The organism is Paraburkholderia acidipaludis NBRC 101816 (assembly GCF_000684975.1).
GTDB lineage: Bacteria > Pseudomonadota > Gammaproteobacteria > Burkholderiales > Burkholderiaceae > Paraburkholderia > Paraburkholderia acidipaludis.
In genome coordinates this window covers 211,658-238,470 of record NZ_BAXZ01000001.1, presented here as the reverse complement: position 1 = coordinate 238,470, position 26,813 = coordinate 211,658, and the positions used below count along the sequence as shown (strand labels likewise).

General features: G+C 64.8%; 24 protein-coding genes. 16 read left to right on the top strand and 8 right to left on the bottom strand.

The window, feature by feature from the left end; all coding sequences use genetic code 11:
* On the bottom strand, positions 1–943 hold a 943-nt coding region (locus BAC01S_RS01085; RefSeq protein WP_027793106.1), incomplete at its 3' end, for a secretin N-terminal domain-containing protein.
* Between the two features lie 411 nt (positions 944–1,354).
* Between BAC01S_RS01085 and BAC01S_RS01080 the strand changes: the two genes are divergently transcribed.
* Positions 1,355–1,831: a lytic transglycosylase domain-containing protein gene (locus BAC01S_RS01080; RefSeq protein ID WP_407667900.1), complete on the top strand. Its 477-nt coding sequence runs from the start codon at positions 1,355–1,357 to the stop codon at positions 1,829–1,831.
* A gap of 139 nt (positions 1,832–1,970) precedes the next feature.
* A complete protein-coding gene (gene zigA, locus BAC01S_RS01075; RefSeq protein WP_027793104.1) occupies positions 1,971–3,233 on the top strand; it encodes a zinc metallochaperone GTPase ZigA in 1,263 nt (420 codons plus the stop codon).
* A 64-nt stretch (positions 3,234–3,297) separates the two neighbouring features.
* On the opposite strand, the gene BAC01S_RS01070 is transcribed toward zigA, so the two are convergent.
* A complete protein-coding gene (locus BAC01S_RS01070) occupies positions 3,298–3,576 on the bottom strand; it encodes an HU family DNA-binding protein (RefSeq protein WP_027793103.1) in 279 nt (92 codons plus the stop codon).
* A gap of 425 nt (positions 3,577–4,001) precedes the next feature.
* Between BAC01S_RS01070 and mnmC the strand changes: the two genes are divergently transcribed.
* From mnmC to BAC01S_RS01030, 7 genes are all read left to right on the top strand, one after another.
* Positions 4,002–5,963, top strand: a complete 1,962-nt coding sequence (mnmC, locus tag BAC01S_RS01060; protein ID WP_027793102.1) for a bifunctional tRNA (5-methylaminomethyl-2-thiouridine)(34)-methyltransferase MnmD/FAD-dependent 5-carboxymethylaminomethyl-2-thiouridine(34) oxidoreductase MnmC — start codon at positions 4,002–4,004, stop codon at positions 5,961–5,963.
* Between the two features lie 935 nt (positions 5,964–6,898).
* On the top strand, positions 6,899–8,104 hold the full coding sequence (locus BAC01S_RS01055; protein WP_027793101.1) for a cation:proton antiporter: 1,206 nt from the start codon (positions 6,899–6,901) through the stop codon (positions 8,102–8,104).
* 100 nt (positions 8,105–8,204) lie between these two features.
* Positions 8,205–9,320 (top strand): YbdK family carboxylate-amine ligase, encoded by a 1,116-nt coding sequence (locus BAC01S_RS01050; RefSeq protein ID WP_027793100.1) that lies wholly within the window; start codon positions 8,205–8,207, stop codon positions 9,318–9,320.
* A 669-nt stretch (positions 9,321–9,989) separates the two neighbouring features.
* Complete coding sequence (locus BAC01S_RS01045) at positions 9,990–10,628, top strand: MarR family winged helix-turn-helix transcriptional regulator (protein ID WP_027793099.1); 639 nt, start codon at positions 9,990–9,992, stop codon at positions 10,626–10,628.
* Between the two features lie 171 nt (positions 10,629–10,799).
* Positions 10,800–11,531, top strand: a complete 732-nt coding sequence (locus tag BAC01S_RS01040; protein WP_027793098.1) for a glutamine amidotransferase — start codon at positions 10,800–10,802, stop codon at positions 11,529–11,531.
* Positions 11,532–11,676: 145 nt separating this feature from the next.
* On the top strand, positions 11,677–12,789 hold the full coding sequence (locus tag BAC01S_RS01035; protein WP_027793097.1) for an NADH:flavin oxidoreductase/NADH oxidase: 1,113 nt from the start codon (positions 11,677–11,679) through the stop codon (positions 12,787–12,789).
* Positions 12,790–12,944: 155 nt separating this feature from the next.
* Positions 12,945–13,454 (top strand): SET domain-containing protein, encoded by a 510-nt coding sequence (locus BAC01S_RS01030; RefSeq protein ID WP_027793096.1) that lies wholly within the window; start codon positions 12,945–12,947, stop codon positions 13,452–13,454.
* Between the two features lie 113 nt (positions 13,455–13,567).
* Here BAC01S_RS01030 and BAC01S_RS01025 read toward each other — a convergent pair whose 3' ends face one another.
* Both BAC01S_RS01025 and BAC01S_RS01020 read right to left on the bottom strand, forming a co-directional pair.
* The gene (locus BAC01S_RS01025; protein WP_027793095.1) at positions 13,568–15,103 is read right to left on the bottom strand and encodes a sensor histidine kinase; all 1,536 of its coding nucleotides are present in this window, start codon (positions 15,101–15,103) and stop codon (positions 13,568–13,570) included.
* 214 nt (positions 15,104–15,317) lie between these two features.
* Positions 15,318–16,004, bottom strand: a complete 687-nt coding sequence (locus BAC01S_RS01020) for a response regulator transcription factor (protein WP_027793094.1) — start codon at positions 16,002–16,004, stop codon at positions 15,318–15,320.
* 126 nt (positions 16,005–16,130) lie between these two features.
* On the opposite strand from BAC01S_RS01020, the gene BAC01S_RS01015 reads away from it, so the two are divergent.
* Positions 16,131–16,361 carry a DUF3717 domain-containing protein gene (locus BAC01S_RS01015; RefSeq protein ID WP_027793093.1) on the top strand — a complete coding sequence of 77 codons (231 nt, stop codon included), beginning with the start codon at positions 16,131–16,133 and terminating at the stop codon, positions 16,359–16,361.
* 73 nt (positions 16,362–16,434) lie between these two features.
* Here the strand turns inward: BAC01S_RS01015 and BAC01S_RS01010 are convergent, their stop codons facing one another.
* Together BAC01S_RS01010 and phhA are read right to left on the bottom strand one after the other, a co-directional pair.
* Complete coding sequence (locus BAC01S_RS01010; RefSeq protein WP_407667899.1) at positions 16,435–16,827, bottom strand: 4a-hydroxytetrahydrobiopterin dehydratase; 393 nt, start codon at positions 16,825–16,827, stop codon at positions 16,435–16,437.
* Between the two features lie 114 nt (positions 16,828–16,941).
* Positions 16,942–17,844: a phenylalanine 4-monooxygenase gene (phhA, locus tag BAC01S_RS01005; protein ID WP_043200708.1), complete on the bottom strand. Its 903-nt coding sequence runs from the start codon at positions 17,842–17,844 to the stop codon at positions 16,942–16,944.
* A 141-nt stretch (positions 17,845–17,985) separates the two neighbouring features.
* On the opposite strand from phhA, the gene BAC01S_RS01000 reads away from it, so the two are divergent.
* Positions 17,986–18,477, top strand: a complete 492-nt coding sequence (locus tag BAC01S_RS01000; RefSeq protein WP_027793090.1) for an Lrp/AsnC family transcriptional regulator — start codon at positions 17,986–17,988, stop codon at positions 18,475–18,477.
* 43 nt (positions 18,478–18,520) lie between these two features.
* Here BAC01S_RS01000 and BAC01S_RS00995 read toward each other — a convergent pair whose 3' ends face one another.
* The gene (locus tag BAC01S_RS00995; RefSeq protein ID WP_027793089.1) at positions 18,521–19,045 is read right to left on the bottom strand and encodes a class IV adenylate cyclase; all 525 of its coding nucleotides are present in this window, start codon (positions 19,043–19,045) and stop codon (positions 18,521–18,523) included.
* A gap of 172 nt (positions 19,046–19,217) precedes the next feature.
* On the bottom strand, positions 19,218–20,105 hold the full coding sequence (locus tag BAC01S_RS00990; RefSeq protein ID WP_027793088.1) for a LysR family transcriptional regulator: 888 nt from the start codon (positions 20,103–20,105) through the stop codon (positions 19,218–19,220).
* Between the two features lie 148 nt (positions 20,106–20,253).
* On the opposite strand from BAC01S_RS00990, the gene BAC01S_RS00985 reads away from it, so the two are divergent.
* From BAC01S_RS00985 to BAC01S_RS00965, 5 genes are all read left to right on the top strand, one after another.
* Positions 20,254–21,774, top strand: coding sequence for a CoA-acylating methylmalonate-semialdehyde dehydrogenase (locus tag BAC01S_RS00985; protein WP_027793087.1), 1,521 nt, complete (start codon positions 20,254–20,256; stop codon positions 21,772–21,774).
* 38 nt (positions 21,775–21,812) lie between these two features.
* Entirely contained in the window at positions 21,813–23,534 is a 1,722-nt protein-coding gene (locus BAC01S_RS00980; RefSeq protein ID WP_027793086.1) for a GMC family oxidoreductase, read from the top strand.
* Between the two features lie 385 nt (positions 23,535–23,919).
* The gene (locus BAC01S_RS00975) at positions 23,920–24,699 is read left to right on the top strand and encodes an ABC transporter ATP-binding protein (RefSeq protein ID WP_027793085.1); all 780 of its coding nucleotides are present in this window, start codon (positions 23,920–23,922) and stop codon (positions 24,697–24,699) included.
* Positions 24,696–25,454 carry an ABC transporter ATP-binding protein gene (locus BAC01S_RS00970; RefSeq protein WP_027793084.1) on the top strand — a complete coding sequence of 253 codons (759 nt, stop codon included), beginning with the start codon at positions 24,696–24,698 and terminating at the stop codon, positions 25,452–25,454. Before BAC01S_RS00975 ends, BAC01S_RS00970 begins: the two co-directional genes overlap by 4 nt.
* Before the next feature lie 133 nt (positions 25,455–25,587).
* Positions 25,588–26,805, top strand: coding sequence for an ABC transporter substrate-binding protein (locus BAC01S_RS00965; RefSeq protein WP_027793083.1), 1,218 nt, complete (start codon positions 25,588–25,590; stop codon positions 26,803–26,805).
* Positions 26,806–26,813: the final 8 nt, after the last annotated feature.

Here is a 26,813-nt window from a genome sequence, read left to right as displayed (position 1 = left end):
TCGAGGAGTTGTTGCTGCCGTTGCCGCCGCCCGTGTTCTGGTTGAACGAATTCGCATTGTTGCCGGACGACGACTCGTTCCCGCCCTTGCCCATCATCCCGCGCAGCGTCTTGGCAAGCTCCACGGCGTCGGCGTTGCGCAGCGGGACCACGTGGATGTTGCCCGGCATGCTCGTGGGCGCGTCGAGCTGCTTCGCGAGCTGGGCCGCGGCGGCGAGGCGCTGCACGTTCGAGGCGCGCAGCATGAGCGAGTTGGTGCGCGGGTCGGGAACGACCGAGACCTTCAGCGTGGGGTCCGAAGCGCCGATCGCGCCCGGATCGAGCATCTTCGAAATGAGCGGCGCGATGTCGAGCGCGTTGGCGTTGTGCAGCGGCACGACCTGGACCTGCTGGCCCGCGGCCGTATCCACACCCGCAATGATCGCGGCGATGCGGCGCACGTTGTCGGCGTAGTCGGTGACGACGAGCGTGTTGTTCGACGGGTAGGCCGCAATCGTATTGTTCGGCGAGATGAGGGGGCGCAGCACCGGCAGCAGATTGTTCGCCGACTCGTTCCTCAGCACGAACACCTGCGTGACCACCTGGTCGCCGCGCGCCACCGGCGTGTTGCCGACATAGGTGGGCACGCCCTGCAGCTTCGCGTCGGCCTCGGGCACGACCTTCAGCACGCCATGATCCTGCACGAGCGCGAAGCCCTGCATGCGCAGCGCCGACTGCAGCGTCTTGAGCGCCTGGTCCTCGGGAACGGGGTTCTCCGAAACGAGGTTGAGCTGCCCTTTCACGCGCGGGTCGACAATGATGGTTTTGCCGGTCGCGGCGCCAATCGCTTTCGCCACCTGGTCGATGTCGGCATTGACGAAATTGAGCGTCACCTGAGCGTGCGCGATCTGCGCCGAGATGAGTCCGCTCACGAGTAGCGCCGTGGCGACGCGACGCAAAGCCATACGATTTCTTCTCATGGATGTCATATCGAAGCCGGTGGCGGGCGTCGCCGGCTGTTCGTGCGGAATGAGCGAGCGGCGGTGAGCGCGTGACGGGCCTGCGCGCCTGTCAGCCTGCACCGGCCGATCGCGGCGGCCGCCTCTCTCGTCCCCTCGGCCACCAATGATCTACAAAAAAACGCAACAGTAGCAGCTTTTCGTGTCGAATTTGTCACAAGGTTGGGCAGTCCGTGGATTTCTTCTAGTTGCGCCGCAGACTTAAAAGCTTTTTGTAAGCAACCGGGTAGCGTGGCCAGTATTTATCCTTACCTTCCCTTACCGCCTTATACGCGGAGCCGTGTTTGCCGGACCTCATCCAGATGGGCATGCCGGCTTGACGCGTCATAAGCGGCCGGTATGATACGGGCGATCCGGATGCCCGTACTGCGTACTTGCCGTGTCATGAAGAAGGCCTGCTCCCGTTCGATTGCCGCTGCTGCCGCCACGCTCGCGCTGGCCGGCGTCAGCACGCTCGCGCGCGCCGACTGCTTCGATGCGGCCGCCCGCTACCAGCAGGTCAATCCGCTGATCTTGCGTGCGATCGCATGGCAGGAATCGCATAACCATCCCGACGCAGTACACAGGAATGCTAACGGATCGGTCGATTACGGCGTCATGCAGATCAATTCCGTGCATCTCCCCACGCTCGCGCAGTACGGCATCTCGCAGAGCACGCTGATGGAGCCCTGCAAGAACGTCTACATCGCCGCGTGGCATCTGCGCCAGCAGATGAACAAGTACGGCAACACGTGGGCCGCGGTCGGCGCCTACCATTCGGAAACACCGGCGCTGCGCGACCGCTACGCGCAGCAGATCGCCGCCATTCTTCGGCAGTGGCATTTCCTCAAGTAAGCTGCAACGCCTGCCCGGCCTGAAAGACAAGGACGATCGGCGCACCGCGCGCAAATGATGCACAATGCGCTCTAGCGCCGCATTCGTGCGGCCCGTCTCACGTCCTCCTGATTTACGTCCTTCTGACTGCCACACTGCGATGAACCAGCCGCCACTGCCCGTCACCGTGCTCGCCGGGTTCCTGGGCGCGGGCAAGACCACGCTGCTCAACCACATCCTCGCGAATCGCGCCGGCCTGCGCGTTGCCGTGATCGTCAACGACCTCGCCGCCGTCAATATCGACGCCGCGCTCGTGCGCGACGCCTCGGCGCTCTCGCACGTCGAGGAAAAGCTCGTCGAAATGTCGAACGGCTGCATCTGCTGCACGCTGCGCGACGATCTGCTCACCGAGATCCGCCGCCTCGCGCAGGAACAGCGATTCGACGCGATCCTGATCGAATCCACGGGCATCGCCGAACCCATGCCGATCGCCGAGACCTTCACCTTCGTCGACGACGACGGCACTTCTCTTGCCGACATCGCCCGTCTCGACACGATGGTGACGGTGGTGGACGCGTTCAACTTCCTGCGCGATTACGCCTGCGCCGACGCACTCGCCGAACGCGGCCTCGCCGCCACCGAAGAAGACGACCGCACGCTCGTCGAACTGCTGATCGAACAGGTGGAGTTCTGCGACGTACTCGTCGTGAACAAGGCCGATCTCGTGAGCGATGACGAACTCGCGCACCTGCAGCGCATTCTCGCGCGCATCAATCCGCGCGCCATTCAAGTCGTGAGCCGTTTCGGCGCCGTGCCGCTCGGCGAGGTGCTGAACACGGGCCGCTTCGATTTCGACGCTGCCTCGAGCGCCCCCGGCTGGCTCGCGTCGCTCAACGATCACGATCATCACCATGGCGAAGCCGACGAATTCGGCATTGGCAACTTCGTCTATCGCGCGCGGCGGCCGTTTCATCCGGAGCGCCTGTGGGCGCTGCTGCATGAAGAATGGAAGGGTGTGCTGCGCACCAAAGGCTTCTTCTGGCTCGCAACGCGCAACGACGTGGCCGGCTCGCTTTCGCAGGCGGGCGGCGCGTGCCGGCATGGCCCGGCCGGCACATGGTGGGCCGCGCAGCCGCGCGAGACCTGGCCGCAGGATGACGAGCTCGAACAGGAAATCGCACGCGACTGGTACGGCGATGCGAACGACGCGAGCATCGGCGACCGGCGCCAGGAACTCGTGATGATCGGCGTGGACCTGGATCGCGCGGCGTGGCAAGCGAGGCTCGACGCCTGCCTCCTGAGCGACGCCGAATTCGCTGCCGGCGCGCAGGCCTGGCGCGCGTTCGCCGATCCGTTTCCGTCCTGGGACATCGACAACGATCATGAAGACGGCGAGGGAGAAATCGTCCACCGTCCTGAATGACGCTAAAAACGCGGGCGAAAAAAAACCCGCCAGGGGGCGGGTGTCAACTTAAAGCGGCAGTGTCTCAGCGCTTGTTGACGGCGTCCTTGAACGCCTTGCCAGCCGTGAACTTGACCGTCTTGGCTGCCGGAATCTTGATGGTTTCGCCCGTCTTCGGGTTACGGCCCGTACGCGCCGCACGCTTGCCCGAACCGAAGCTGCCGAAGCCGATCAGCTGCACGGCGTCACCCTTCGCCACAGCCTTCTTGACCACCTCGAGGAGCGTGTCCAGCGTCTCGCCGGTTTGCGCCTTGCTTGCGCCCGTCTGTGCTGCAACGGCGTCGATCAGTTCCTGTTTATTCATTGAGAAAGTCCTTATCAGTTTAGGTTGACACGAACAGCGCGAACGCGCCGATTATACGGACGCGTGCCGCGCCGTCGAGCAGCGACGGTTCCGGAGCACCCCGGCGTTTTTCGTTGCGGCGCAGATCGTGGCGCCTCACCGCAACGGCCGTGCTGCCGCTTCCCTGGGCGGCGCTTGCTATGATAGCGCAGCGCAAACCCAATAACGACAAGGGTTTCGAAGATTTGCAGTGGGATTCTCCCGAATTCGGGCCAACGCCTGCATTTTTTCGCCGCAACCCCTCGAAAAGGCCCTTGCATTGACGATTTTTGACAGTCGTGCGTTGCGTCCTGCCAACGCCCCGGTGCCGCAAAACCAGGCTGGGCGGGGGTTTTGAGCGATCGCGCAAGGTCTTCACTGCACGTTCCAGCCCGTTCGCGTTCCTTATGACCGCCATCCTGACTCCCGCCACGCTCGCTTTTCGCGAGGACGGTACACCGTTTTCTCCCGCATTCGGCGACATTTATCACAGCGCATCCGGCGCATTCGCCCAGTCCGAAGCCGTCTTTCTTCGCGGCAACGTCTTGCCCGAACGCTGGCAGAACCGCCGCATTTTCACGGTGCTGGAAACGGGCTTCGGCATGGGAGTGAACTTCCTCGCCACCTGGTCCGCGTGGCGCAACGATCCCGCACGTTGCGAGCGGTTGCATTTCGTTTCGGTGGAAAAGCACCCATTTACGCGCGACGATCTGCGCACCGTGCTCGACGCGATCGTTGCCCGCGCACCCCTTTCGGCACTCGCGCGCGAACTCGCCAACGCGTGGCCGATGCTCGTGCCGGGCACCCATCGGCTCGAATTCGAAGGCGGACGCGTCACGTTGACGCTCGTTTTCGGCGACGCGCTCGAAGTGCTTCCCAAAATGTGGTTACGTGCGGATGCCTTTTATCTCGACGGCTTCGCACCGGCGAAGAATCCCGATCTGTGGTCGCCGACGCTCTTCAAGGTGCTGGCCCGCGTGGCCGGCGACGACGCAACGTTCGCGACCTGGAGCAGCGCCGGCGAGGTCAAGCGCGCGCTCGTAGCGAGCGGCTTCGAGTATCGCAAGGTCGAGGGCTTCGGGTCGAAGCGCGCGATGCTCGTGGGCCGCTTCGCACCGCGCTGGCGCGTGCGGCGCTATGAACCGCCGCTGCCTGCCGCCGTGGGCGAGCGCCATGCGGTCGTGATCGGCGCGGGGCTCGCGGGCTGCGCGCTCGTCGAGCGGCTCGCGGCGCGCGGCTGGCGCGTGACCCTCGTCGAACGCCATGCCGCGCCGGCGCGCGAAGCGTCGGGCAATCCCGCGGGCGTTTTCCATCCGCTGATCTCGCGCGACGACAGCAGCGCGTCGCGCATCACGCGCGCGGGCTTTCTCTACGCACGGCAGCGCTGGGCCGCGCTCGACACGGCGGGCGAAGGACCGGTGCGCACACATTCCGGACTCCTTCATCTCGCCACCGACGACGAATCGCGCGCCGTGGCCGCGGCCCTCGATTCGTTCGGTTATCCCAACGAATACGCTCATGCGGTTTCGCGTCAGGAAGCCGCGCAAATCGCCGGCGTCGAACTCGCTTACGACGGCTGGTTCTATCCGCTTGGCGGCGCAATCGATCCGGCCTCGTTGTGCCGCGCACAATGCGCGGCGGCAGGCACGCTGCTCGACGCGCGTTTCGGCACGAACGCGACGCGCGTTGAGCGCACGGCCGACGGCTGGGATGTCCGCGACGAAACCGGCGCGCTCATCGCCCGGGCCGAGGTCGTGATTTTCGCCAATGCGCACGACGCCGCGCGAGCGGCGTCGCTCGATCACGCCCCCACCCGCATCGTGCGCGGCCAGCTCACGCTCGTCGGATCCAGCCCGATCGCGCCGTTGCGCGTACCCGTGATCGGCGACGGCTACGCGGTGCCGCTCGCAAACGACATCACGCTCGCAGGTGCCACCTACGAAGTCGACGACGCCGGGACCGAGCTGCGTGCAGCGGGACACGTGGAGAACCTCGAACGCGTCGCGCAGATGCTGCCCGGCCTCGACGCGGCGCTCGCTTCTGGTCGCGCCGGCGAGCTGGATGGGCGCACCGCGTTTCGCTGCGTGACGAGCGACCGCTTGCCGATGATCGGGCAGCTCGGCGACGAAGCCGAGGCGCGGCGCGCTGCCGCGCGTCTCGCCGGCGCCTGGCCGCTCGACCTGCCACGCGTGCCGGGCCTCTACGGCGCCTTTGCCTACGGATCCCGCGGCCTCGTATGGTCGGCGCTGGGTGCCGAACTGATCGCCTCGCAACTCGAAGGCGAGCCGTGGCCGCTCGAGCGCGAACTCGCGGAACAGCTCGACCCCGCGCGCTTCTTGCAGCGCGCATTGCGCCAACGGAATCTGTAGACATTCTGGATGCGCCAGCGCGCACTCACGCCAAGGTTATCCACTCTACGCTGTGGATAACCGCGCGGATTGAAGGTGAAGCGCGTGTGGAATCGATGTGGACGTAAACGGGGTAACTCGCGGCGCCGTCCAGGCGACCTAAAAGTTGCTCTATGGTCCCGGACTGCGCCTCACATCCTTTGCGACCGGTTGTGCGGGCGCCAAGTCACTGATCCGTTGGAGTTATCCGCGGTTGTCCACAGGAAACGGGGCCCTTTGTTAACTTCTACTACGTATACATACGGTAAACCATAAATTCGAAGCTGACGCCATCGCTACCGGCCGGCATCCCTTTTACACAGACGCCTTCGAGACCTCCGCATAGCGGTCAAAATTTCCATCTGCGCCATCAGTCAGACGTAATTACCGCCCCGGCAACCGGTTGCCGTTAGCGGGGACAATTGCAAAAAAGCTATGGCACAATCGCCGTTCTTCCTGCGTCGCGATCCGCATTTGACGGCCGACGCATCCATGGAACGGATGTCGCTTGTCCTGACTCTCAGTGCTCAGGAGAAGCGGCGGCGTTCGTTCATCCAACGCGGGCGCCGCTATCCCACGTACGCGCCCGCACCGGTTGTCTGCCGCTTCCGGCACGCCGGCGCTGTGCTTTCCCGCAGTTGCGCAGTTGAACCCCGCCCGGCGGGGCGCGTATCGTCTGTGGAATTTCGGTCTTGTATCTCGGCCGTCCGGGCCACGCCCCGAATGACGGGAGCCCGGGCCGAGCCCCCGGTACACGGCACGCGGCTTGCCTGTGTTCGCCCGTGCGTGAGCGGTTGTCGATCATCCGCTGTCCGTCACCGTCGGGCAGCCGGACTGTCTTCCGTGTCGACCCGAGTTGGCGCTCGAGCGCCTCGCTCCGGTCCATGCAAGATGTTGCACAAGGAGAAGCCACCACAATGAAGTCGGCGTTTTCGTTCTTTCCTGCCTGGCCGCTGCAGCTCGACGGCATTTTCTGGGCGGGCCTCGCATTGCTGGCCGCCGGGCTGTGCGGCGAACTCTGCTATCGTGCCTGGCGTTTGCCGCGCATTTCGGGGTATGCCGTCATCGGTCTCATCGCGGGTTCGGCGGGCTTCGGCGTGATCGATGCCGACGTCGCGCGCGCCGCGCGGCCGCTCCTCGACGTCGCGCTCGGTCTGCTGCTGTTCGAGCTCGGCAGCCGGCTCGACCTGCGCTGGATCCGCCGCAATCCCTGGCTGATCCTGTCGAGCCTCGCGGAAGCGACATTCACGTTCGTGCTCGTGCTGGTCGTGCTGCTGTTCCTCAAGGTGCCGCTGATGGTGACGCTCGTCGTCGCGTCGATCGCGATGGCCACGTCGCCCGCCATGGTCATCCAGCTCAAGACGGAACTGCGCGCCGAAGGGCAGGTCACGCAGCGGCTTCTCACGCTCACCGGGCTCAACAGCATGTACGCGGTGGTGGTGGAAAAGCTCGCTTCGGGCTGGTTGCATCAGGAGATTTACGGCAACGTGATTGCGACGATCCTGCAGCCGCTTTATCTGCTGGTGGGATCGCTGGTCCTCGCGTATCTGCTCGCACGCGCCTGCACCTTGTTCTACCGGCGGCTCAGTCCGCAGGACGAGCATTCGTTCGTCGCGCTGTTCGGCCTCGTGCTGCTCGCCATCGGCATTGGGCATGTGTTCAAGCTTTCGACGATTCTCAGCCTGCTCGCGGCCGGCATCATCGTGAAGAATCTCGAAGCGCGCCCGCAATTGTGGCCGCAGCATTTCGGCACGGCCGGCTGGCTGCTCACCGTGATTCTGTTCGTCCTCACGCTGACGACTTTCGAATGGCACGACATCCTCGTTGGCGGTGTGGCCGCGGCTGGATTGATCGTCGCGCGGTTCGTCGCGAAACTGGTCGGTGTACTGATTTTCGCGAAGCCGAGCGGTCTCGAATGGAAGCAGGGCGCGGCGCTCGGGGTTGCGCTGACACCAATGTCGGCGCTCGCATTGCTGCTCATGCAGGACACCTATGAACTTTATCCGAGCTTCGATCCACGGCTGCGCGCGATCGTGATGTGCGCGGTCGTCGCGCTGCAACTGCTCGGGCCGTGGCTCGTCTATCGCGCGCTTGCACTCGTGGGCGAGCGAGGCGAAGAATGAAACCGGCGGCGCCGCGGCCGTGCCGCGCGCCGCCGCAAGTGGAACACCGCGCACTTCGCCCGCTGCCGCCAGGGGCGGTGCGCCTGCACTAGAGGACGCCATGTCACTGGAATCATTTGTCGACTCGAAACCGTTCACGTTCGGTATCGAACTCGAAATGCAGATCGTCAATACGCACGACTATGATCTGACGAAGGCAGGCAGCGACCTGATGCGTCTCGTGAAGGATCAGGAGATTCCGGGCAACATCACGCCCGAAATCACCGAAAGCATGATCGAGCTGTCCACGGGCATCTGCACGACGCACGAGCAGGCCGTGACCGACCTGCGCAAGATTCGCGACACGCTCGTCGCCGCGGCGGACCGGCTCAATGTGGGTCTGTGCGGCGGGGGCACACACGCTTTCCAGCAATGGAGCGACCGCCGCATCGTCGACACGCCGCGATTTCAATATCTTTCGGAACTCTACGGATATCTCGCCAAGCAGTTCACGGTGTTCGGCCAGCACGTGCACATCGGCTGCCCCGACGCGGACAGCGCGTTGTTCCTGCTGCACTCGCTCTCGCGTTTCATTCCGCACTTCATCGCGCTTTCGGCATCGTCGCCGTATGTGCAGGGCGTCGATACCGGATTTCATTCGGCACGCCTGAATTCCGTGTTCGCGTTCCCGCTGTCCGGGCGCGCGCCGTTCGTGCTGAGCTGGGAGGCGTTCAAGGAATACTTCTCGAAGATGGTGCACACCGGTGTTGTCAACAGCATGAAAGACTTCTATTGGGACATCCGGCCGAAGCCGGGCTTCGGGACCATCGAGGTGCGCGTGATGGACACGCCGCTTTCGGTCGAGCGGGCCGCGGCCATTGCCTGCTATATCCAGACGCTCGCACGCCATTTGCTCACCGACCGGCCGATCATGCCGCTCGAAGACGACTACCTCGTCTATACCTTCAACCGTTTCCAGGCGTGCCGCTTCGGGCTTGCGGGCACCTGCGTCGATCCCCAGACGGGCGAGCGGCGCACGATTTCCGAGGACATCCTGGCAACGCTCGAGCGCATCGCGCCGCACGGCGAGGCGCTCGCTTCGACCCGGGCGCTGACCGAGATCGGCACGATCGCCCGCGGCCAGACCAACGACGCCACCTGGCTGCGCGGCGTGGTGGCCGAGGAAAAATCGCTGCACGAGGCCGTGCGCCAGCAGTGTTTGCGCTGGCGCGCGTGAGCGGCAGCCGGCTTTACCGGGAATAACGGGGGGAGGGCAGCTTGCGGGCTGCCCTTTGCGTTTGAACAGTCCGACGTTGAAAACCCGCAACAATATTTTTCGCGGCGTTACGGTTCATTTCGACGTCCTCCAGGATTTTGCTTAGCGTAATGTTTAGGTTTTCGATGCAATTGAAGCGAGCAAAAGCCGGGGACGTGTTGCCGACAGCGTAAAAATGCCTGAAAACTCAAGGGGCTACACCGATGCGGGCGGCGGGAAACGGAGCGGCAACCGTGTAGATTCCAGTTGCGTTCACGCGAGAAATACGGGATAACCTGCGAAGGTCTGATCAGCGTGCGCGTGTTATCGAGAGCTTACCCACATACTATCCCCGCGCTTATCAACTGGTTATCCACAAACCATGCTGGATAACTTAGCTGTACGATTTGCTACTCTCGCATAGAATGTCGATTTGTTGCGGCGTGGGCAGGACGGAAACGATGTCCGAAGCCTCAACAGCGAGAAAGAACAACGACTGCATGAAGCCAACCGGAGCAGGGTGAGGCAAGGCAGGGGTGGTTTGAGATAGTATGCGGTCCGGAATACCGGTCGCAGGGTTCCCACAAGGCCGTCGCATTGCGCGGCGGCTGACGATGCAGCGCAAGCTGCCAATAACATCAGCGAAAGACTATGAGCGAAGGCGTATACGGAGAGCAGGCAGCCGGGCGAGTGACCCATAGCCTGCTGCGACTCAGCACGGCGATGCGGAGCCAGGCATGGGACTGGGCCGAAGGGGCGGGGCTCACGCCGACCCAGGGCGAAATTCTCGTGCTGCTGATGCAGCGTAAGGGGCCGATGCGCCTCGGCGAAATTGCGCGAGAAACGGCGCTGACCGCCGCGACGACCAGCGACGCGGTGAGCACGCTCGAAACCAAGGGGCTCGTCGAAAAGCGTCGCGCGCTCGACGACGGCCGTGCTCTCGCGGTGCGGCTCACGTCGCGTGGCCGCACGGCGGCGAAGAAGGCGGCACAGTGGCCGGACTTCCTCGCCAAGGCCGTCGGCACGCTGCGCGGCGACGAACAGGCGGTGTTCTACCGCACGCTGCTGAAGACGGTCTATCAGCTCGAAGTTCAGGAAGCCATTCCGCAGCACCGGATGTGCCTTACCTGCTCGAATTTCGAGGTCAGCAAGAACCCGAAGAAGGCGCCGCATCACTGCCGCCTGCTCGGGATCGACATGTCGGATTCCGACCTGCGGCTCGATTGCTCGGTGTACGAACAAGCCGATGTGACGACCCAGAAGAAAAACTGGAAGATCTTCGCGGCGTAACACCTGCGTTTTTTGGCCAACTGCGGCGGCTAACTGCACTGGCCAATTGCGCCGGTCGACTGCGGGCCGCCTCGATGGGCGACCCCGGCTTGGGTGGCCTTGGCCGTGCGCCGGTAGCTCTCGGTTGCCGGCCCGCCTGTTTTTAGCGTGACACGCCCTATGAATCAGCCGATGAATCGCGAAGTATTGGCCGTGCGCCATGTCTATTTCGAGGACCTCGGCAGTTTCGAGCGCGTGCTCGGCGAGCGCGGCCGGCTTGTCCGTTATATGGACATCGGCTTCGCGCGGCTCACTGCGCTCAATCCGGTATCGGCCTCGTTGATGGTGATACTCGGCGGCCCGATCAATGCCTGCGACGACGCGCGTTATCCGACACTCGGCCCGCTCGCGGGGTTGATCGAAAAGCGCATCAAAGCGGGCCTGCCCACGCTTGGCATTTGCCTCGGCGCACAGTTGATCGCGCGGGTGCTCGGCGCGCGGGTCTATGCGGCGCCGCAGGCCGAGATCGGCTGGACGCCGCTCACGCTCACCGACGCCGGTCGCGCGTCTGCCCTACGTCATCTGGACGGCGAAACAACGTCCATGCTGCACTGGCATGGCGATACCTTCGATTTGCCGCAAGGCGCCACACGTCTTGCCTCGACACCGCTCTGCGAAAACCAGGCGTTTGCGTGGGGCAAGCATGTGCTCGGGCTGCAATGCCATCCCGAAGTACGCGCCGACCGCTTCGAGCCCTGGCTGATCGGCCACGCGGCCGAAATCGCGAATGCGGGTGTCGACGTCAACGCGCTGCGCGCCGATACGGCAAGCTTTGCTCCCCGGCTGGAAGCCCAGGCGGGCCGCATGTTCGGCGAATGGCTCGATACCGTCGACGTGACGGATGCCGCGGTGAAGCGCCCCTGAGAGCCAGGTAGCCGCCCCGTCTCTATCTGTCTGCGAATCATCTTCCTGCCGGTGTTGCCGCCGCGGGATGCCTTGGCTGCGCGTCTGCGCGCGAAAAGTCGGCGTGCTATCCTCAAACGCTCCTTTTTTCGTTCGCGATTTCCTCATGAGCCCGCTCTTCACACCGTTGGCGCTGCGCGGCATGACGCTCGCCAATCGCATCGTCGTCTCCCCGATGTGCCAGTATTCCGCCGACCGCGGCGAAGCCACCGACTGGCATCTGATCCATCTGGGGCATCTCGCGCTTTCGGGCGCGGGAATGCTTTGCATCGAGGCGACCGCTGTGGAGCCGGACGGGCGGATCACCCCAGCCGATCTCGGCTTGTGGGACGACGTGACCGAAGCGGCACTCGTGCCGGTGCTCGCCGCGATTCGCCGCCACTCGCCGATCCGCGTGGCGATGCAGCTCTCGCATGCGGGGCGCAAGGCATCGAGCCGCGTGCCCTGGGAGGGCGGGCAACTGATTCCGGTTGCCGACGGCGGCTGGTTGCCTCACGCGCCCTCCGCGCTGCCTCACAAGGACGACGAAACACCGCCGCTCGCGCTCGACGTCGCGGGCCTGAACCGCGTGCGCGAAGCCTTCAGGGCATCGGCACGGCGCGCGGCGCGCCTCGGCATCGACGCGATCGAAGTGCACGCGGCGCACGGCTATCTGCTGCACCAGTTTCTTTCGCCGCTCGCGAATCGGCGCAGCGACGAATATGGCGGTTCGCGCGAGAACCGCATGCGTTTCCCGCTCGAAATCTTCGACATCGTGCGCGCCGAGTTTCCCGTCGATCGTCCCGTGGGTGTGCGCGTATCGGCAACGGACTGGGTGGAAGGAGGCTGGACGCCCGACGACACCGTCGCGTTTGCCGAAGCCCTCAAACAGCGCGGTGCGGACTGGATCGACGTATCGTCGGGTGGCGTTTCGCCGTTGCAGAAGATTCCGCTCGAGCCCGGCTATCAGGTGCCGTTCGCGCGCAAGGTGAGGGCGGCAACCGGCTTGCCGACCATCGCGGTCGGGCTCATCACCGACCCGCTGCAGGCGCATCAGGTGATTGCCGACGGCGATGCCGACATGGTGGCGATGGCGCGCGCGATGCTCTACGACCCGCGCTGGCCGTGGCACGCCGCGGCGCAGCTCGGCGCGAGCGTGAGTGCGCCGCCGCAGTACTGGCGATCGCAGCCGCGCGATCAGAAGAGCCTCTTCGGCGAGACCACGCTCGGCCAGCGTTGATGCATGCCGCCCGCCGCAACGCGATGGCTTGAACGAAAACGCTGCGAACGTGTACGATTCCGGTTGTGGCGCGCCTGTTGCGTGGCACGCGCGCGGCGCCTCTTCGGCGCCGCGTTTGCGTGGAGCCTCCCCAGTACTTCACAAGGATTCAATCAATGAGTGTACGCAAGATCGTGGTGCGCCAGTCCGGCGTGCACGGTAAGGGCGTGTTTGCGGCGGTGGCGCTCGAAGCGGGCACGCGCCTGATCGAATACAAGGGTGAGCGCATCTCCTGGAAGGAAGCGTTGCGGCGTCATCCGCACAATCCCGACGAGCCGAATCACACGTTCTATTTCGCGCTCGACGAGGGCGGCGTGATCGACGGCAAGGTGAACGGCAACAACGCACGCTGGATCAATCATTCGTGCGCGCCGAACTGTGAAGCGGAAGAAATCGAGGGGCACGTGTACATCCACGCGCTGCGCGATATCGAAGCTGGCGAGGAGCTGTTCTACGATTACGGCCTCGTGATCGACGCGAGGCAAACCAACAAGCTCAAGCGCGAATACGAATGCCGCTGCGGCGCGCGCAAGTGCCGGGGTACGATGCTCGCGCCGCCCGAGAAGGAAAAGGACAAGAAGTCCGGCAAGGCCGGCAAAGCCGCGAAGGGCAAAAAGAAGAAATAAGCGCGGGCCGGGTATTAAACCCGCCAAGCCTGTTAAGCCTGAAACGAACAAGGGCCGCACGAGCGGCCCTTGTTGCATTCGCGTGGCGCGAGAGCAGCGCAGGCAGCGGTGCATCAGGAGTCGACCGGAGCCTGGTTCGTGGTCCTCTTCGATGACGCGGCCACCCGCTGCTCGTGCTTTTCGACCGCGGGCGCAGCCGGGTTGGTTTCGGCATTCGTGCCCGCGCGTCCCGAGAGCGGTACGCGCACGATGAAACGCGCACCGCCTTCCGCCGCGTCTTCGTAATGCACGCTGCCACGATGGAGCGCCATGATGTCGTGGACGATCGCAAGACCGAGACCCGCGCCGCTATCGACGCCGCTTTCGGTCTGACCGTCGCCGCGAAAGAAGCGTTTGAACAGATCGGCCTGCTGCGCGGGCGGCACACCGCGCCCGTTGTCCTCGACGATGATCTCGGCCATCGGCACATCGTCGGCGACGGTTTGCGTCACCGTCACCGTGATGCGGCCGCCGTCCAGGCGAGCGGGCGGCACGTATTTGAGCGCATTGTCGAGCAGATTCGCGATTACCTCGTGCAGCAGCACCGGGTTGCCGCGCACCATCAGCGGCCGGTCGTTCTCGGGCGCATCGAGTCGCTGGAAGCCGAGGTCGACGTGGCTTGCAAGCGCGCGCGGCACCCATTCCGCGCCGGTCTCGAAGGCGAGCGCAGCCATATCGATATCGACGAAGCGTGCCGCCTGCTCGCCCGGTTCGGCACGCGCGAGCGAAAGCAGCTGGTTCGACAAACGCACGGCGCGATCGGCGGCGGCACGCAGCTCGCGCACGGCATTGTTGACCTGCTGGGGCTCGCGCGCGTTGGCGGCCTGCTCCGCATGCAGCTTTACGGCCGTGAGTGGCGTGCGGAGCTGATGCGCGGCGTCGGCGATGAATTTGCGCTGGGCGTCGAGCGCAGTTTTCAGGCGCCCGAGCAGCGCGTTCAGTGCGCCGGTGAGCGGGCGGATCTCGACAGGCACGTAGGTCTCGTCCACGGGCTCGAGCGAAGTGTGAGTCTGACGATTCAGCGAATCGGCGAGATTCGTGAGCGGGTTGAGCTGCTGATTCACGACGCGCCACACGATGACCCAGCCCGCGAGCAGCAGGAGCAAAAGCGGCATCATGATCGCGACGAGAAATTCGGCGGCGATGCGCAGGCGGTGATGCACCGGCTGCCCCACTTCGATGACGATCGGATTGCCCAAGGGCTGCGGCACGCGCACCTGGGCCACGCGCACGGTCACGCCTTTGTATACGGTCTCGAACACGTAGGCATAGTGCATGCGGCGCACGTTCGCGCCTTGCAGGGGCAGGTCGTGGTCGCCGGCAATCTCCGCATCGCCGTTGCTGATGCGATAGATGAGGCCCTCGACCGGGTCGGAGAACATGGCTTGCGCCAGCGGCGGCACGGTGATGGGCGCGTTGGGGCCGGCGATCTGGATCTGCTTGGAGATGGCCGTGGCGAGGTCGGCAAGCGAGCGGTCCACGACGTGCTGGGTGTACTGCCACGCAAGCCAGTAGGCGATCAGGCCGCTCATCAGCGCGAGCAGCGACAACGGGGCGGCCAGCCGGCGCAGCAGTGTACGGCGCAGACTGTTAGCGGCCGGATGAGGCATGGTGGATTCGGGTCATGAATGAATCGAGTGCGCCGAGATAAACGACACGCGACACGGCACACCGCACGCTATGCCGTGCGGTAAGAATTCATTCATTGTACGCGGCTGGCCACCCGCGCGGCAGACGGGCAGGGTGTGGGTTGCGCCGCGCCGCAGCATGGCGGCGCGGTGGGGCGGCATGGGGTTGCGTGGCAACCCCGCCGCGGCAACGGCGTCAGGCCGCCTGGCGAATTTCCTGCAGCAGGTAGCCGAAGCCGCGCACCGTGACGATTTCGACACGGCAGTTTTCGAGCTTCTTGCGCACGCGGTGCACGTAGACTTCGATCGCGGTGTCGCCGAGATCGCCGCCGAAGTGCGTGAGATGGTCTTGCAGCTGCGCCTTGCTGACCACGCGGCCATGACGCAGCAGCAGCATTTCGAGCACCGCGAATTCGCGCGGCGAAAGCTCGAGCGGCTTGTCGTCGTTGAAGATGCGGCGATCGACGCCCGAGAGGCGCACGCCGCCCAGCGAGACTTCGGGGCGCGGCACGTCGCCGTGCGGGCCGCTGCGGCGCATCACGGCACGAATGCGCGCTTCGAGCTCGGCGGGCTCGAAGGGCTTCAGCATGTAGTCGTCGGCGCCCGAGTTCAGGCCCTGAACGCGGTCGTTCAGTTCGTCGCGTGCGGTGAGCACGATAACAGGCGTATGGCGGTTGCTTTGACGGAAGCGCGACAGCAGCGTCATGCCGTCGATGCCCGGCAGGCCGAGGTCGAGAATCACGAGCTCATGGCGGTTCTGCGCGAGGGCCTGCTCGGCGAAAATGCCGTCGTGGACCATGTCGACCGTAAAGCCGGCTTGTTCGAGGCTGGACTGGATGCCGCGTGCGATGGGGCGGTCGTCTTCGATCAGAAGGAGTCGCATGGGATTCGCTCAAGTACAATGGGTTTAGCGTTTCAGGCACGCAGTTCGCGGAGCGCCGCTCATTTCACCTGGTTCGCACAGCGGCTAACGACGCCGCGTGCGAGGGTTGCGCGAGTCACGACCAACATGTCCGATATTTCGATTACCGAACTCGAAGCCGCGATCAACTTCTGGCGCAACCGCTCGCCCTCGAGCGGCGACGAACTCACGTTGTGCAAGGAGGCTAGCGCGCTCTCCAAGCCGTATGCGCTGCTGATTGTACAGCGTCAGAACGCCATATCACCTGAACGTTTGGACACGTTGGCGCGAGCGGCCTGGGAATCTTACGTATCCCTCATGAACGGCCTTCAGCCCTGAAGGTTTGGGCGGCCAACGTCCTTCATTATGCTTTCATTTCCGCGCTTTCGCCGGATTTTCGCCGGGTTCGGGCTCAGACGCTGAGCGGCCCGGGAGCGATCGAGTCGATAAAGCGCGCGAGTGCGATATCGCGTGATGTGAGGCCGTTGGCTTCATGGGTGGAAAGCGTGATCTCGACGCGGTTGTAGACGTTGAACCATTCGGGATGATGGTCCATCTCCTGGGCCTTGATGGCCACGCGTGTCATGAAGCCGAATGCTTCGTTGAAATCGGCGAAACGGAAAGTGCGCTGGATCGCGTCGCGGCCGGCCACGGCCTGCCAGCCATGCAGTTCGGCGAGCTGCGAAACGCGTTCTTCGGATGTGAGTCGATTGATCATTTCTACACCTGTCGTGAAGCGGGCCCGGCGCGCGCGTGGCGCGGCGGCCGGGCAGGAAGCCCCCGGGAATGCGCATGAAGGGCCCAAACGCTGGGCCCGTAAGCGCGGTGCCGTTATCGGCGGCTAGTCAGACATTCTTTCACGGATGGTGGCAGGGCGCGAGCTATCCGGACAGCCATATTGACGTGGGAGCGGGGCGCTTCAGACGTCGCCTTCGTCGCGCCAGCCTGCGCCCGTGCCGCGCGTGAGGACCGTGTCGCCCGCAAGCACGTCGCCCGCGCCGAACGGCTCGGCATCCAGCAGCGAGGCCGGATCGGCGAGGCGCGACGCGACGCCCGCGCCCAGCGCGTCGAAGAGCTGCCCGAACGAGTCGATCACGAAGTAGGTCTTCTGGAACGTATCGATGCGGTAGCGCGTGCGCAGCACCCGGTCGAGATCGAAAGCGATGCGGTTCGGCGCCGGGCTCTCGACGCTGTAGATCGACTCGCCCTTGCTCGACACAATGCCCGCTCCGTAGATCGTTACGCCGTTGGGGGCGCCGGGGTCGCGCATCAGCCCGAATTCCACCGTGTACCAGTAGAGGCGCGCAAGCAGCGTGAGCGTGCGCGGATCGCGTGCGTGCGCGGCCAGCGCCGTCTGGCCGTAGGCCTCGATGGCATCGGCGAACACAGGGTTGGTGAGGAGCGGCACGTGGCCGAACAGGTCGTGAAAACAGTCGGGCTCCTGCAGGTAGTCGAGTTCATCCGGGCGGCGTATCCACCACGTCACCGGGAAGCGCCGGTTGGCAAGGTGTTCGAAGAAAATGCGGTCCGGAACGAGTCCCGGCACGGCCACGATGCGCCAGCCCGTGGCCCGCATCAGGCGTTCGCTGACGGCCTCGAACGAGGGGACATGCGCGACGTTCAGGCCGATTTGCGCGGCGCCCGCGAGGAACGTGTCGTTCGCGCGGCCCGCGAGCAGCCCGGCTTGGCGCCGGTAAAGCTGATCCCAGACCGCGTGATCGACGGCGCCGTAGCGCGACAGCGGCTGGTCGATGGTGAAATCGGCACGGGTCTCGAGCCCGGCGTCGAACTGCTCCTGCAGTTTCGCGGTGGCGGCGGCCATGTTGATAACGCCCTACTCAATGCGATTGCAAAGATGCAAGTGTAGAGTGGGCAACGTGCGGAATGCGCGCGTTATGGGTGCTATATCGAACAAATATGCAATAATCTCGCATCAATTGATGAATCAATGCGAAATTCCTTCATGCTCGAACTCGATCACTTCGATCTCGCGCTGCTCGACGTGCTGCAGCGCTATGGCCGCGCCACCCATCAGCAACTGGGCGAGCAGGTGCCGCTGTCGCCTTCGCAGATCGGCAGGCGGCTGCAGCGTCTCGAGGCGTCGGGGGTGATCGACGGCTACCGCGTCGTGCTGCGGCCCGAAAAGCTGGGCCTCGGCGTCACGGCGTTCACGAGCCTGAAGCTCAAGCATCATGGCGATTCGATCATCGAGCAGTTCCAGCAGCAGATCGACGTGCTGCCCGAAGTGCTCGAATGCCATGCGGTGGTGGGCGACGCCGATTATCTGCTGCGGATCGTGGCGCCGGATCTGAACGCGCTCTCGTCGTTCGTGATGAAGAAGCTGATGCGCGTGCCCGGTGTGGACAGCGTGCGCTCGAACATCGTGCTCACCACGTTCAAGCGCAACGGGCCGCTGCCGCTTTCTCATCTGGAGCCGGGCGCGAGCGCGCCCTGACTCCGCGCCTTGCCCTTGAATCAGGGCAAATACTCGGGCTTGTTTACGCGCTGACCGGCGCGTTCAGCAGGTCGACATAGGCCACGGCCACGAGATCGCTTTCCTCCACGCCGAGCTTCTTGAACATCGCGTGGGCTTCGGCTTCGCCGCCTTGTTCGTCGTCGTCCGGGCCGAGCACGACTTCGAGCTCGACGAAATCGCCCAGGCCGTCCACGCGGTCCAGATGGATGCGCGTGCGGCCCGCCAGATAGACATGGCGCTCCTTCGAGACGATGCCGCGCGTGGTCAGCGCCGTGGCCAGCAGCGAGTGCATGGCCTCCGCGTTGGTGACCGGGCTGCGCGTGTAGTACGAGGCCTTCGGGCCGTCGCGGTCGTCGCGCTGATAGAAGATCAGCTCGGGCGGCGTGCCGTCGTCGAACTGGCGCAGCTTGAGGCGCCCGCGCGGGACGTCGTAGAAGAAGTCCTGCTGGCGAAAGATCAGCGGAGCGTCGGTGGCGATCTGGGCGGCGCGCTCGCGCAGCGCGTCGAATTCGCGGGCACGGGCTTTGATTTCGATGTTGCGGGCCATGCAAAGCTCCTGTTGAACGAGAAAAAGCGGGGGAACGATGAGCGAGACTCGGGGCTCGCCGCTCGGCATTCGCGCGGGCGAAAGTTGAATCTAGCAAATCTTGTGTGACGGCGCTGTTACACCGTGCCACGAGGAGGGGTGTTGCGTGCGGCGGCGCCCTCATGAGCGGCGCTCATATCGCCCATTGCGTTTCGATCGCCTTGAGCGCGGCGGCAATGGCGGGCTCGTCGCGGCGCGAAGCGAGCGTGATGAAAGTGAGTTCGGTGGGCACCGTCACGCCTTCGACGATGGTGAGGGCGTGCGCGTGCGCCTCCGCAATCGCGATGGAATCGCGCGCCAGCGTGAGCCCGACACCCGACTTCACGAGGTCGAGCATCGACGGTTCCTGGTCCACTTCGGCGACCTTCACGGGTCTCGCGTCCGCGGCTTCGAACAGGCGCGTGAGCAGCCGGTTGTGGGCGGAAGCGGGCGGCGTCCAGATCCACGGGAACGCGGCGAGCGCGCGCCAGTCGCCGGCGCCCTTCACGCGGTCTTTCCAGCCGGCGGGCGCGAGCACGCGGTACTGGAAGCGCGTGAGGGTGATCGCATGGAAGCTGGCCGCATCCGGACCCGGCTGGCCGATGTAATAACCCACGTCGAGCTCGCTCGCGCGCACCTGATCGAGCACCCAGCCGGACATGCCGTGACGCAGCGCCGTTTCGATCTGCGGCCAGGTCTCGACGAGCTGCCGCAGAAAGCCGCCGAGGCGCAGGAACGCGGGATCGAGAATCGTGCCGATGCGCAGCCGGCCGCGTACTTCGTGACGCAGTGCAGCAGCGGCGCGCTGCACGTCGCCCGCGGCCGCGAGCGCGCGCTCGGCATGGGGCAGCAGCGCCTGGCCGTCGCGCGTGAGCGCAAGGCCGTGCGAGGTGCGCGTGAAGAGCGTCACGCCCAGCGCTTCCTGCAGATGCTTGATCTGCAGGCTCACGGCAGGCTGCGTCAGATGCAGGTGTCCGGCGGCGCGCGTGAGATTGCCTTCGCGCGCCACCGTGACGAAGGCGCGGAGCAGGGTCAGGTCCATGTCCTGATATTAACGCGTCTTATATCGTAAATGAGCATTAATCATTGGATCGCGGCGCGCCCTCGCGATTACGCTTCCTGAACATCCCCGCGGGGCTGGGTGTTCGTAGCTTGCCGGCGCCGCATCATCATCGACGACAGAGGGACACATGGGCGAGACACATCTGAACGAAGCGGGCGTGCGCACGCTGACGCACTACGTCAATGGCAAGCCGCAAGGCGGCGCGAGCGAGCGCTACGGCGACGTCTTCAATCCGGCGACGGGCAAGGTCGCCGCGCGCGTGCCGCTCGCGAGCGTGGCCGAGGTGGATGCCGCCGTCGTCGCGGCGAACGCCGCGTTCCCGGCATGGAGCGAAATGGCGCCCATCAAGCGCGCGCGTATTCTGTTCAAGTTCAAGGATCTGCTGGACCAGCATCACGACGAACTTGCCGAACTCATCACGCGCGAGCACGGCAAGGTGTTTTCGGACGCGAAGGGCGAGGTGATGCGCGGCATCGAGATCGTCGAGTTCGCGTGCGGCATTCCGAATCTGCTGAAAACCGACTTCACCGACCAGATCGGCGGCGGCATCGACAACTGGAACCTGCGCCAGCCGCTCGGCGTCGTGGCCGGCGTCACGCCGTTCAACTTCCCGATGATGGTGCCGTGCTGGATGTTTCCGGTTGCGCTCGCGTGCGGCAACACGTTCGTGCTGAAGCCTTCGGAACGCGATCCGTCCGCGTCGCTGCGCCTCGCGGAACTGCTCAAGGAAGCCGGTCTGCCCGACGGCGTATTCAACGTCGTGCACGGCGACAAGGTGGCCGTGGATGCGCTGCTCGCGCATCCCGACGTCACGGCGCTCTCGTTCGTCGGCTCTACGCCGATCGCCGAATACATCTACACGGAAGGCACGAAGCACGGCAAGCGCGTGCAGGCGCTGGGCGGCGCGAAGAACCATCTGGTGGTGATGCCCGATGCCGACCTCGACCAGGCCGTGGATGCGCTGATCGGCGCGGCGTATGGCTCGGCGGGCGAGCGTTGCATGGCGATTTCGGTGGCGGTGGCCGTGGGCCATATCGCCGACGAGCTCGTCGAGCGCCTCACGCCGCGCGTGAAAGCGCTGAAGATCGGCAACGGCATGGACAGCGCCTCCGAGATGGGGCCGCTCGTCACGGGCGCGCATCGCACGAAAGTGAAGGGCTATATCGATGCCGGCGTGGCCGCGGGCGCGAAGCTCGTGGTCGACGGCCGCACGCATGCGGTCGATGGCCAGGACGGATTTTTCCTCGGCGGCACGCTGTTCGACGACGTGCAGACCGACATGACGATCTACAAGGAAGAGATCTTCGGTCCCGTGCTTTCGGTGGTGCGCGTGCCCGATTTCGCGAGCGCAGTGGCGCTCATCAACCGTCACGAGTTCGCGAACGGCGTGTCGCTCTTCACGTCCGACGGCGGTGCGGCGCGCGCCTTCTCGCGGCAGATCAAGGTGGGCATGGTGGGCATCAACGTGCCGATTCCGGTGCCGATGGCGTGGCACTCGTTCGGCGGCTGGAAGCGTTCGCTGTTCGGCGATCACCACGCTTATGGCGAGGAGGGCGTGCGCTTCTACACGCGCTACAAGAGCATCATGCAGCGCTGGCCGGACAGCATCGCGAAGGGCGCCGAATTCACGATGCCCGTCGCGAAGTAGGTTCGCGCACTGCATCGGACAAGAGCAGGGAGACACGCATGCCCACCACCACGGAATCTTCAGGAGGACGTACGTCCTCGCGTCGCCTCGAAGGCGAATTCGACTATGTGATCGTCGGCGCCGGCACGGCGGGCTGCGTGCTCGCCAATCGCCTCACCGAAGATCCGGAGGTTTCGGTGCTGCTGCTCGAAGCGGGCGGCCAGGACGATTACCACTGGATTCACATTCCCGTCGGCTATCTCTACTGCATCGGCAATCCGCGCACCGACTGGCTCTACAAGACGGCGGCCGAAGCGGGCCTGAACGGCCGCGCGCTGTCGTATCCGCGCGGGCGCGTGCTGGGCGGATCGTCGTCGATCAACGGCATGATCTACATGCGCGGACAACGTGAGGACTACGATGGGTGGGCGCGCGCGACCGGCGACGCGGCGTGGTCGTGGGATGCCGTGCTGCCCGTGTTCCGGCGCAGCGAGGACTATCACGGCGGCGCGAGCGAGTTTCACGGCGCCGGCGGCGAGTGGCGCGTCGAGAAGCAGCGCCTGAAGTGGAAGATTCTCGAAACGTTCGCGCAGGCGGCGCAGGAGCAGGGCATTGCCGCCACCGACGACTTCAATCGCGGCGACAACAGCGGCGTGGGCTACTTCGACGTGAACCAGAAGCGCGGCGTGCGGTGGAACGCATCGAAGGCGTTTCTGCGCGCGGCGATGAAGCGGCCGAATCTCACCATCATTACCGGCGCGCACACGCAACGCGTGATCTTCGAAGGCAAGCGCTGCGTGGGCGTGGAGTATCGCGGCGGCGGCGTCGACTACGTGGCGCGTGCGCGCGGCGAAGTGATCCTCAGCGCGGGCGCGGTGAATTCGCCGCAACTGCTCGAACTTTCCGGCATTGGCGACGCGCGCAGGCTCGCCAATCTCGGCATCGGCGTCGTGCAGGATTTGCGCGGCGTGGGCGAGAACCTGCAGGACCATCTGCAACTGCGCATGGCGTACCGCGTGAGCGGCGTGCGCACGCTCAATACGGCCTCGGCGCACTGGTGGGGCAAGCTTCTGATCGGCATGCAGTACGCGTTCTTCCAGAGCGGGCCGATGTCGATGGCGCCCTCGCAGCTCGGCGCCTTCGCGAAGTCCGATCCGAACGATTCCACGCTCACGCGGCCCGACCTCCAGTATCACGTGCAGCCGCTTTCGCTCGATCGCTTCGGGGAACCGCTGCATCGCTTCAATGCCTTCACGGCGTCGGTGTGCAATCTGCGGCCGACTTCGCGCGGCAGCATTCATATCGTTTCCGGCGATCCCACGGTGGCGCCTTCGATCGCGCCCAACTACCTGTCTACCGAGCACGATCGCCGCGTGGCCGCGAACGCAATGCGCCTCACGCGGCGCATTGCGGCGTCGCAGGCGCTGGCACGCTACCGGCCCGAAGAAATCCTGCCGGGCACGGCGTTCCAGACCGAAGCGCAACTGCACGAAGCGGCGGGCAACGTCGGCACGACGATCTTCCATCCGGTGGGCACCTGCCGCATGGGCCGCGCCGACGATGCCGATGCCGTGGTCGACGCGCGCCTGCGCGTGCTTGGGGTAGAGGGACTGCGTGTAGTCGACGCTTCGGTGATGCCGTTCATCACCTCGGGCAACACGAATTCGCCGACGCTGATGATTGCGGAGCGTGCCGCTGCCATGATGCGCGCCGATCGTCGCGAAGGCGCCGGCGCGCGCGTCAATGTGGAGGTTTCCGCACCGCTGACGACGACCGCCTGAGCGCCTGCGCAGCGCACTATCCAGTTCAGTATCCAGGACTAGCACCGGAGTATTCCGATGCCCATCCTGACTATGTGGACGTGTTTTTCCACATCGCGAATTCTCATGAAATGTGTTGCGATCGTGTGGCTATCGTGCGCTTATCTCGCGTCATCCTTGCCATGCATTCGTAGCCCGGCGGCACGCTTTACCCTAAGTGCAAATCCCAATGATTGCGCTGCATCATTGGCGAGACAATGCGCGAGAACGGGGGCGCACGGCACGCGCCGGTAGCGGACTTCAAGCGCCTTACAACTGGCGCGGCCTCATTGCTTTATCGGCATTCGTGCGGCGGCTCGCGCGAACAACGTGCAGAGTTACGCCATTACTTCGCGTGGAAGGGGACATGATTCTCGGCGACACGATTCTGGAGACGCGCGGTCTAACGCGCCAATTCAAAGGCTTCACCGCCGTGAACGGCGTCAACTTGCGTGTGTGCCGCGGCACGATCCACGCGCTGATCGGGCCCAATGGAGCGGGCAAGACCACCTGCTTCAATCTGCTAACCAAATTTCTCGAGCCCAGCGCCGGGCGCATCGTGTTCAACGGCGTGGACATCACGAACGAGCGGCCCGCACAGATTGCGCGGCGCGGCATCATCCGTTCGTTCCAGATCTCGGCGGTGTTTCCGCATCTCACGGCGTTGCAGAACGTGCGCATTGGCCTGCAGCGCTCGCTCGGCACCGCTTACCACTTCTGGAAGAGCGCACGCACGCTCGCCGAACTCGACGATCGCGCAATGGACCTGCTCACGCAGGTCGGCCTCACCGACTTCGCGGACGTGCCGACCGTCGAGCTCGCATACGGTCGCAAGCGCGCGCTCGAGATCGCGACGACCCTGGCGATGGAGCCGGAACTGATGCTGCTCGACGAGCCGACCCAGGGAATGGGCCACGAGGACGTGGACCGCGTGACGGCGCTCATCAAGAAAGTCTCGAGCGGGCGCACGATCCTGATGGTCGAACACAACATGAACGTCATCGCAGGCATCTCCGACACGATCACGGTCCTGCAGCGCGGCGAGGTGCTCGCCGAAGGCAGCTACGCGGAAGTGTCGAAGAATCCGCTCGTGGCCGAGGCCTACATGGGCAGTGCGGACGCAGCCCTTGCGGGGGCCCACCCATGAACACGGTGACGGAAGTCGAACGCGTAGCCGCGGGCGTTGCGGCGCCGGGCGAGCCTGCGCTGGAGATCGCGGGTCTGCAGACGTGGTATGGCGAGTCGCACATTCTGCACGGCGTCGATCTCACGGTCGCGCGCGGCGAAGTCGTCACGCTGCTGGGGCGCAACGGCGCGGGGCGCACCACGACGCTGCGCGCCATCATGGGTCTCACGGGACGCCGCACGGGATCGATCCGCATTGGCGGGCGCGAGACCATTCAGCTGCCCACGTATCGGATCGCGCACTGCGGTGTCGGCTACTGCCCCGAAGAGCGCGGCATCTTCGCGAGCCTCTCCTGCGAGGAAAACCTGCTGCTGCCGCCGCCGGTGAACCCGAACGCCCAGGGCATGTCGCTCGACGAGATCTATGCCATGTTCCCGAATCTCGCGGAGCGCCGCCACAGCCAGGGCACGCGGCTCTCCGGCGGCGAGCAGCAGATGCTGGCCGTCGCGCGCATCCTGCGCACGGGCGCGAACCTGCTGCTGCTCGACGAGATCTCCGAAGGCCTTGCACCCGTGATCGTGCAGACGCTGGCGCGCATGATCGTCACGCTCAAGTCGCGCGGCTACACGATCGTCATGGTGGAGCAGAACTTCCGCTTCGCCGCGCCGCTTGCCGACCGGTTCTACGTCATGGAGCACGGACACATCGTCGAGCATTTCGGCGTGGCCGAACTCGATGCCAAGATGCCCGTGCTTCACGATCTGCTTGGCGTTTAGCTTCATCCGCTCACGCGTTGCGGCCGGCGCGGCCGGAGGTGACTTGCCGTGCCGCTCGCAACGTGTCTGCCGTGAATTGTTGTCTCGCCGTATTGCTTCGATAACAACGCAACCAGAAAAGAAGGAGACTGTAATGAAGAAAACGACGTTCGCGCGGCTCGCCACTTTCGTTGCCGCCGTGGCCGCGGCAACGGCGCTCGGCGCGGGGAATGCGCAGGCCGCCGACGATGCGGTGAAGATCGGTTTCATCACGGATATGTCGGGCCTCTATGCCGACGACGACGGGCAGGGCGGCCTCGTCGCCATCAAGATGGCGGTGGCGGACTTTGGCGGCAAGGTGCTCGGCAAGCCGATCGAGATCATGTATGCCGACCACCAGAACAAGGCCGACATCGCGGCTTCGAAGGCGCGCGAGTGGATGGACCGCGACGGGCTCGACATGCTGCTCGGCGGCACGAACTCGGCCACCGCGCTCTCCATGAATCAGGTCGCGCTGGAGAAGAAGCGCGTGTACTTCAACACGGGCGCAGGCACGGATGCGCTGACGAACGAGCAGTGCACGCCGTACACGGTGCATTACGGCTACGACACGGTCGCGCTGGCGAAGGGCACGGGTCTCGCCGTGGTGAAGCAGGGCGGCAAGACGTGGTTCTTCCTGACCGCCGACTACGCGTTCGGCAAGTCGCTCGAAAAGAACACCGCCGACGTCGTGAAGGCGAACGGCGGCCAGGTGCTGGGCGAAGTCCGGCATCCGCTCTCGGCTTCGGATTTCTCGTCGTTCCTGCTGCAGGCGCAGGCGTCGAAGGCGCAGATCCTCGGCCTCGCGAACGCGGGCGGCGACACGGTCAACTCGATCAAGGCCGCGAAGGAATTCGGCATCACGAAGACGATGAAGATCGCCGCGCTGCTGATGTTCCTGCCCGACGTGAACAGCCTCGGGCTTGAGACGACGCAGGGCCTCGAACTGACGACCGGCTGGTACTGGGATCAGAACGACGCGTCGCGCAAGTGGGCGCAGCGCTATTACGACCAGACGAAGAAGATGCCGTCCGAATTGCAGGCGGCCGACTATTCGTCGGTGATGACGTATCTGAAGGCGGTGCAGGCGGCCGGCACGACCGATTCGGACAAGGTGATGGAGCAGCTCAAGAAGACGAAGATCGACGACTTCTACACGAAGGGCGGTTATATCCGCGCGGACGGCGTGCTGATCCACGACATGTATCTGGTCGAGGTGAAGAAGCCGTCCGAGTCGAAGCGTCCGTGGGACTACTACAAGGTGCTGGAGACGATCCCGGGCGAGCAGGCGTACACGACGAAGCAGGAGTCGCGCTGCGCCTTGTGGAAGTAAGCGGAAAT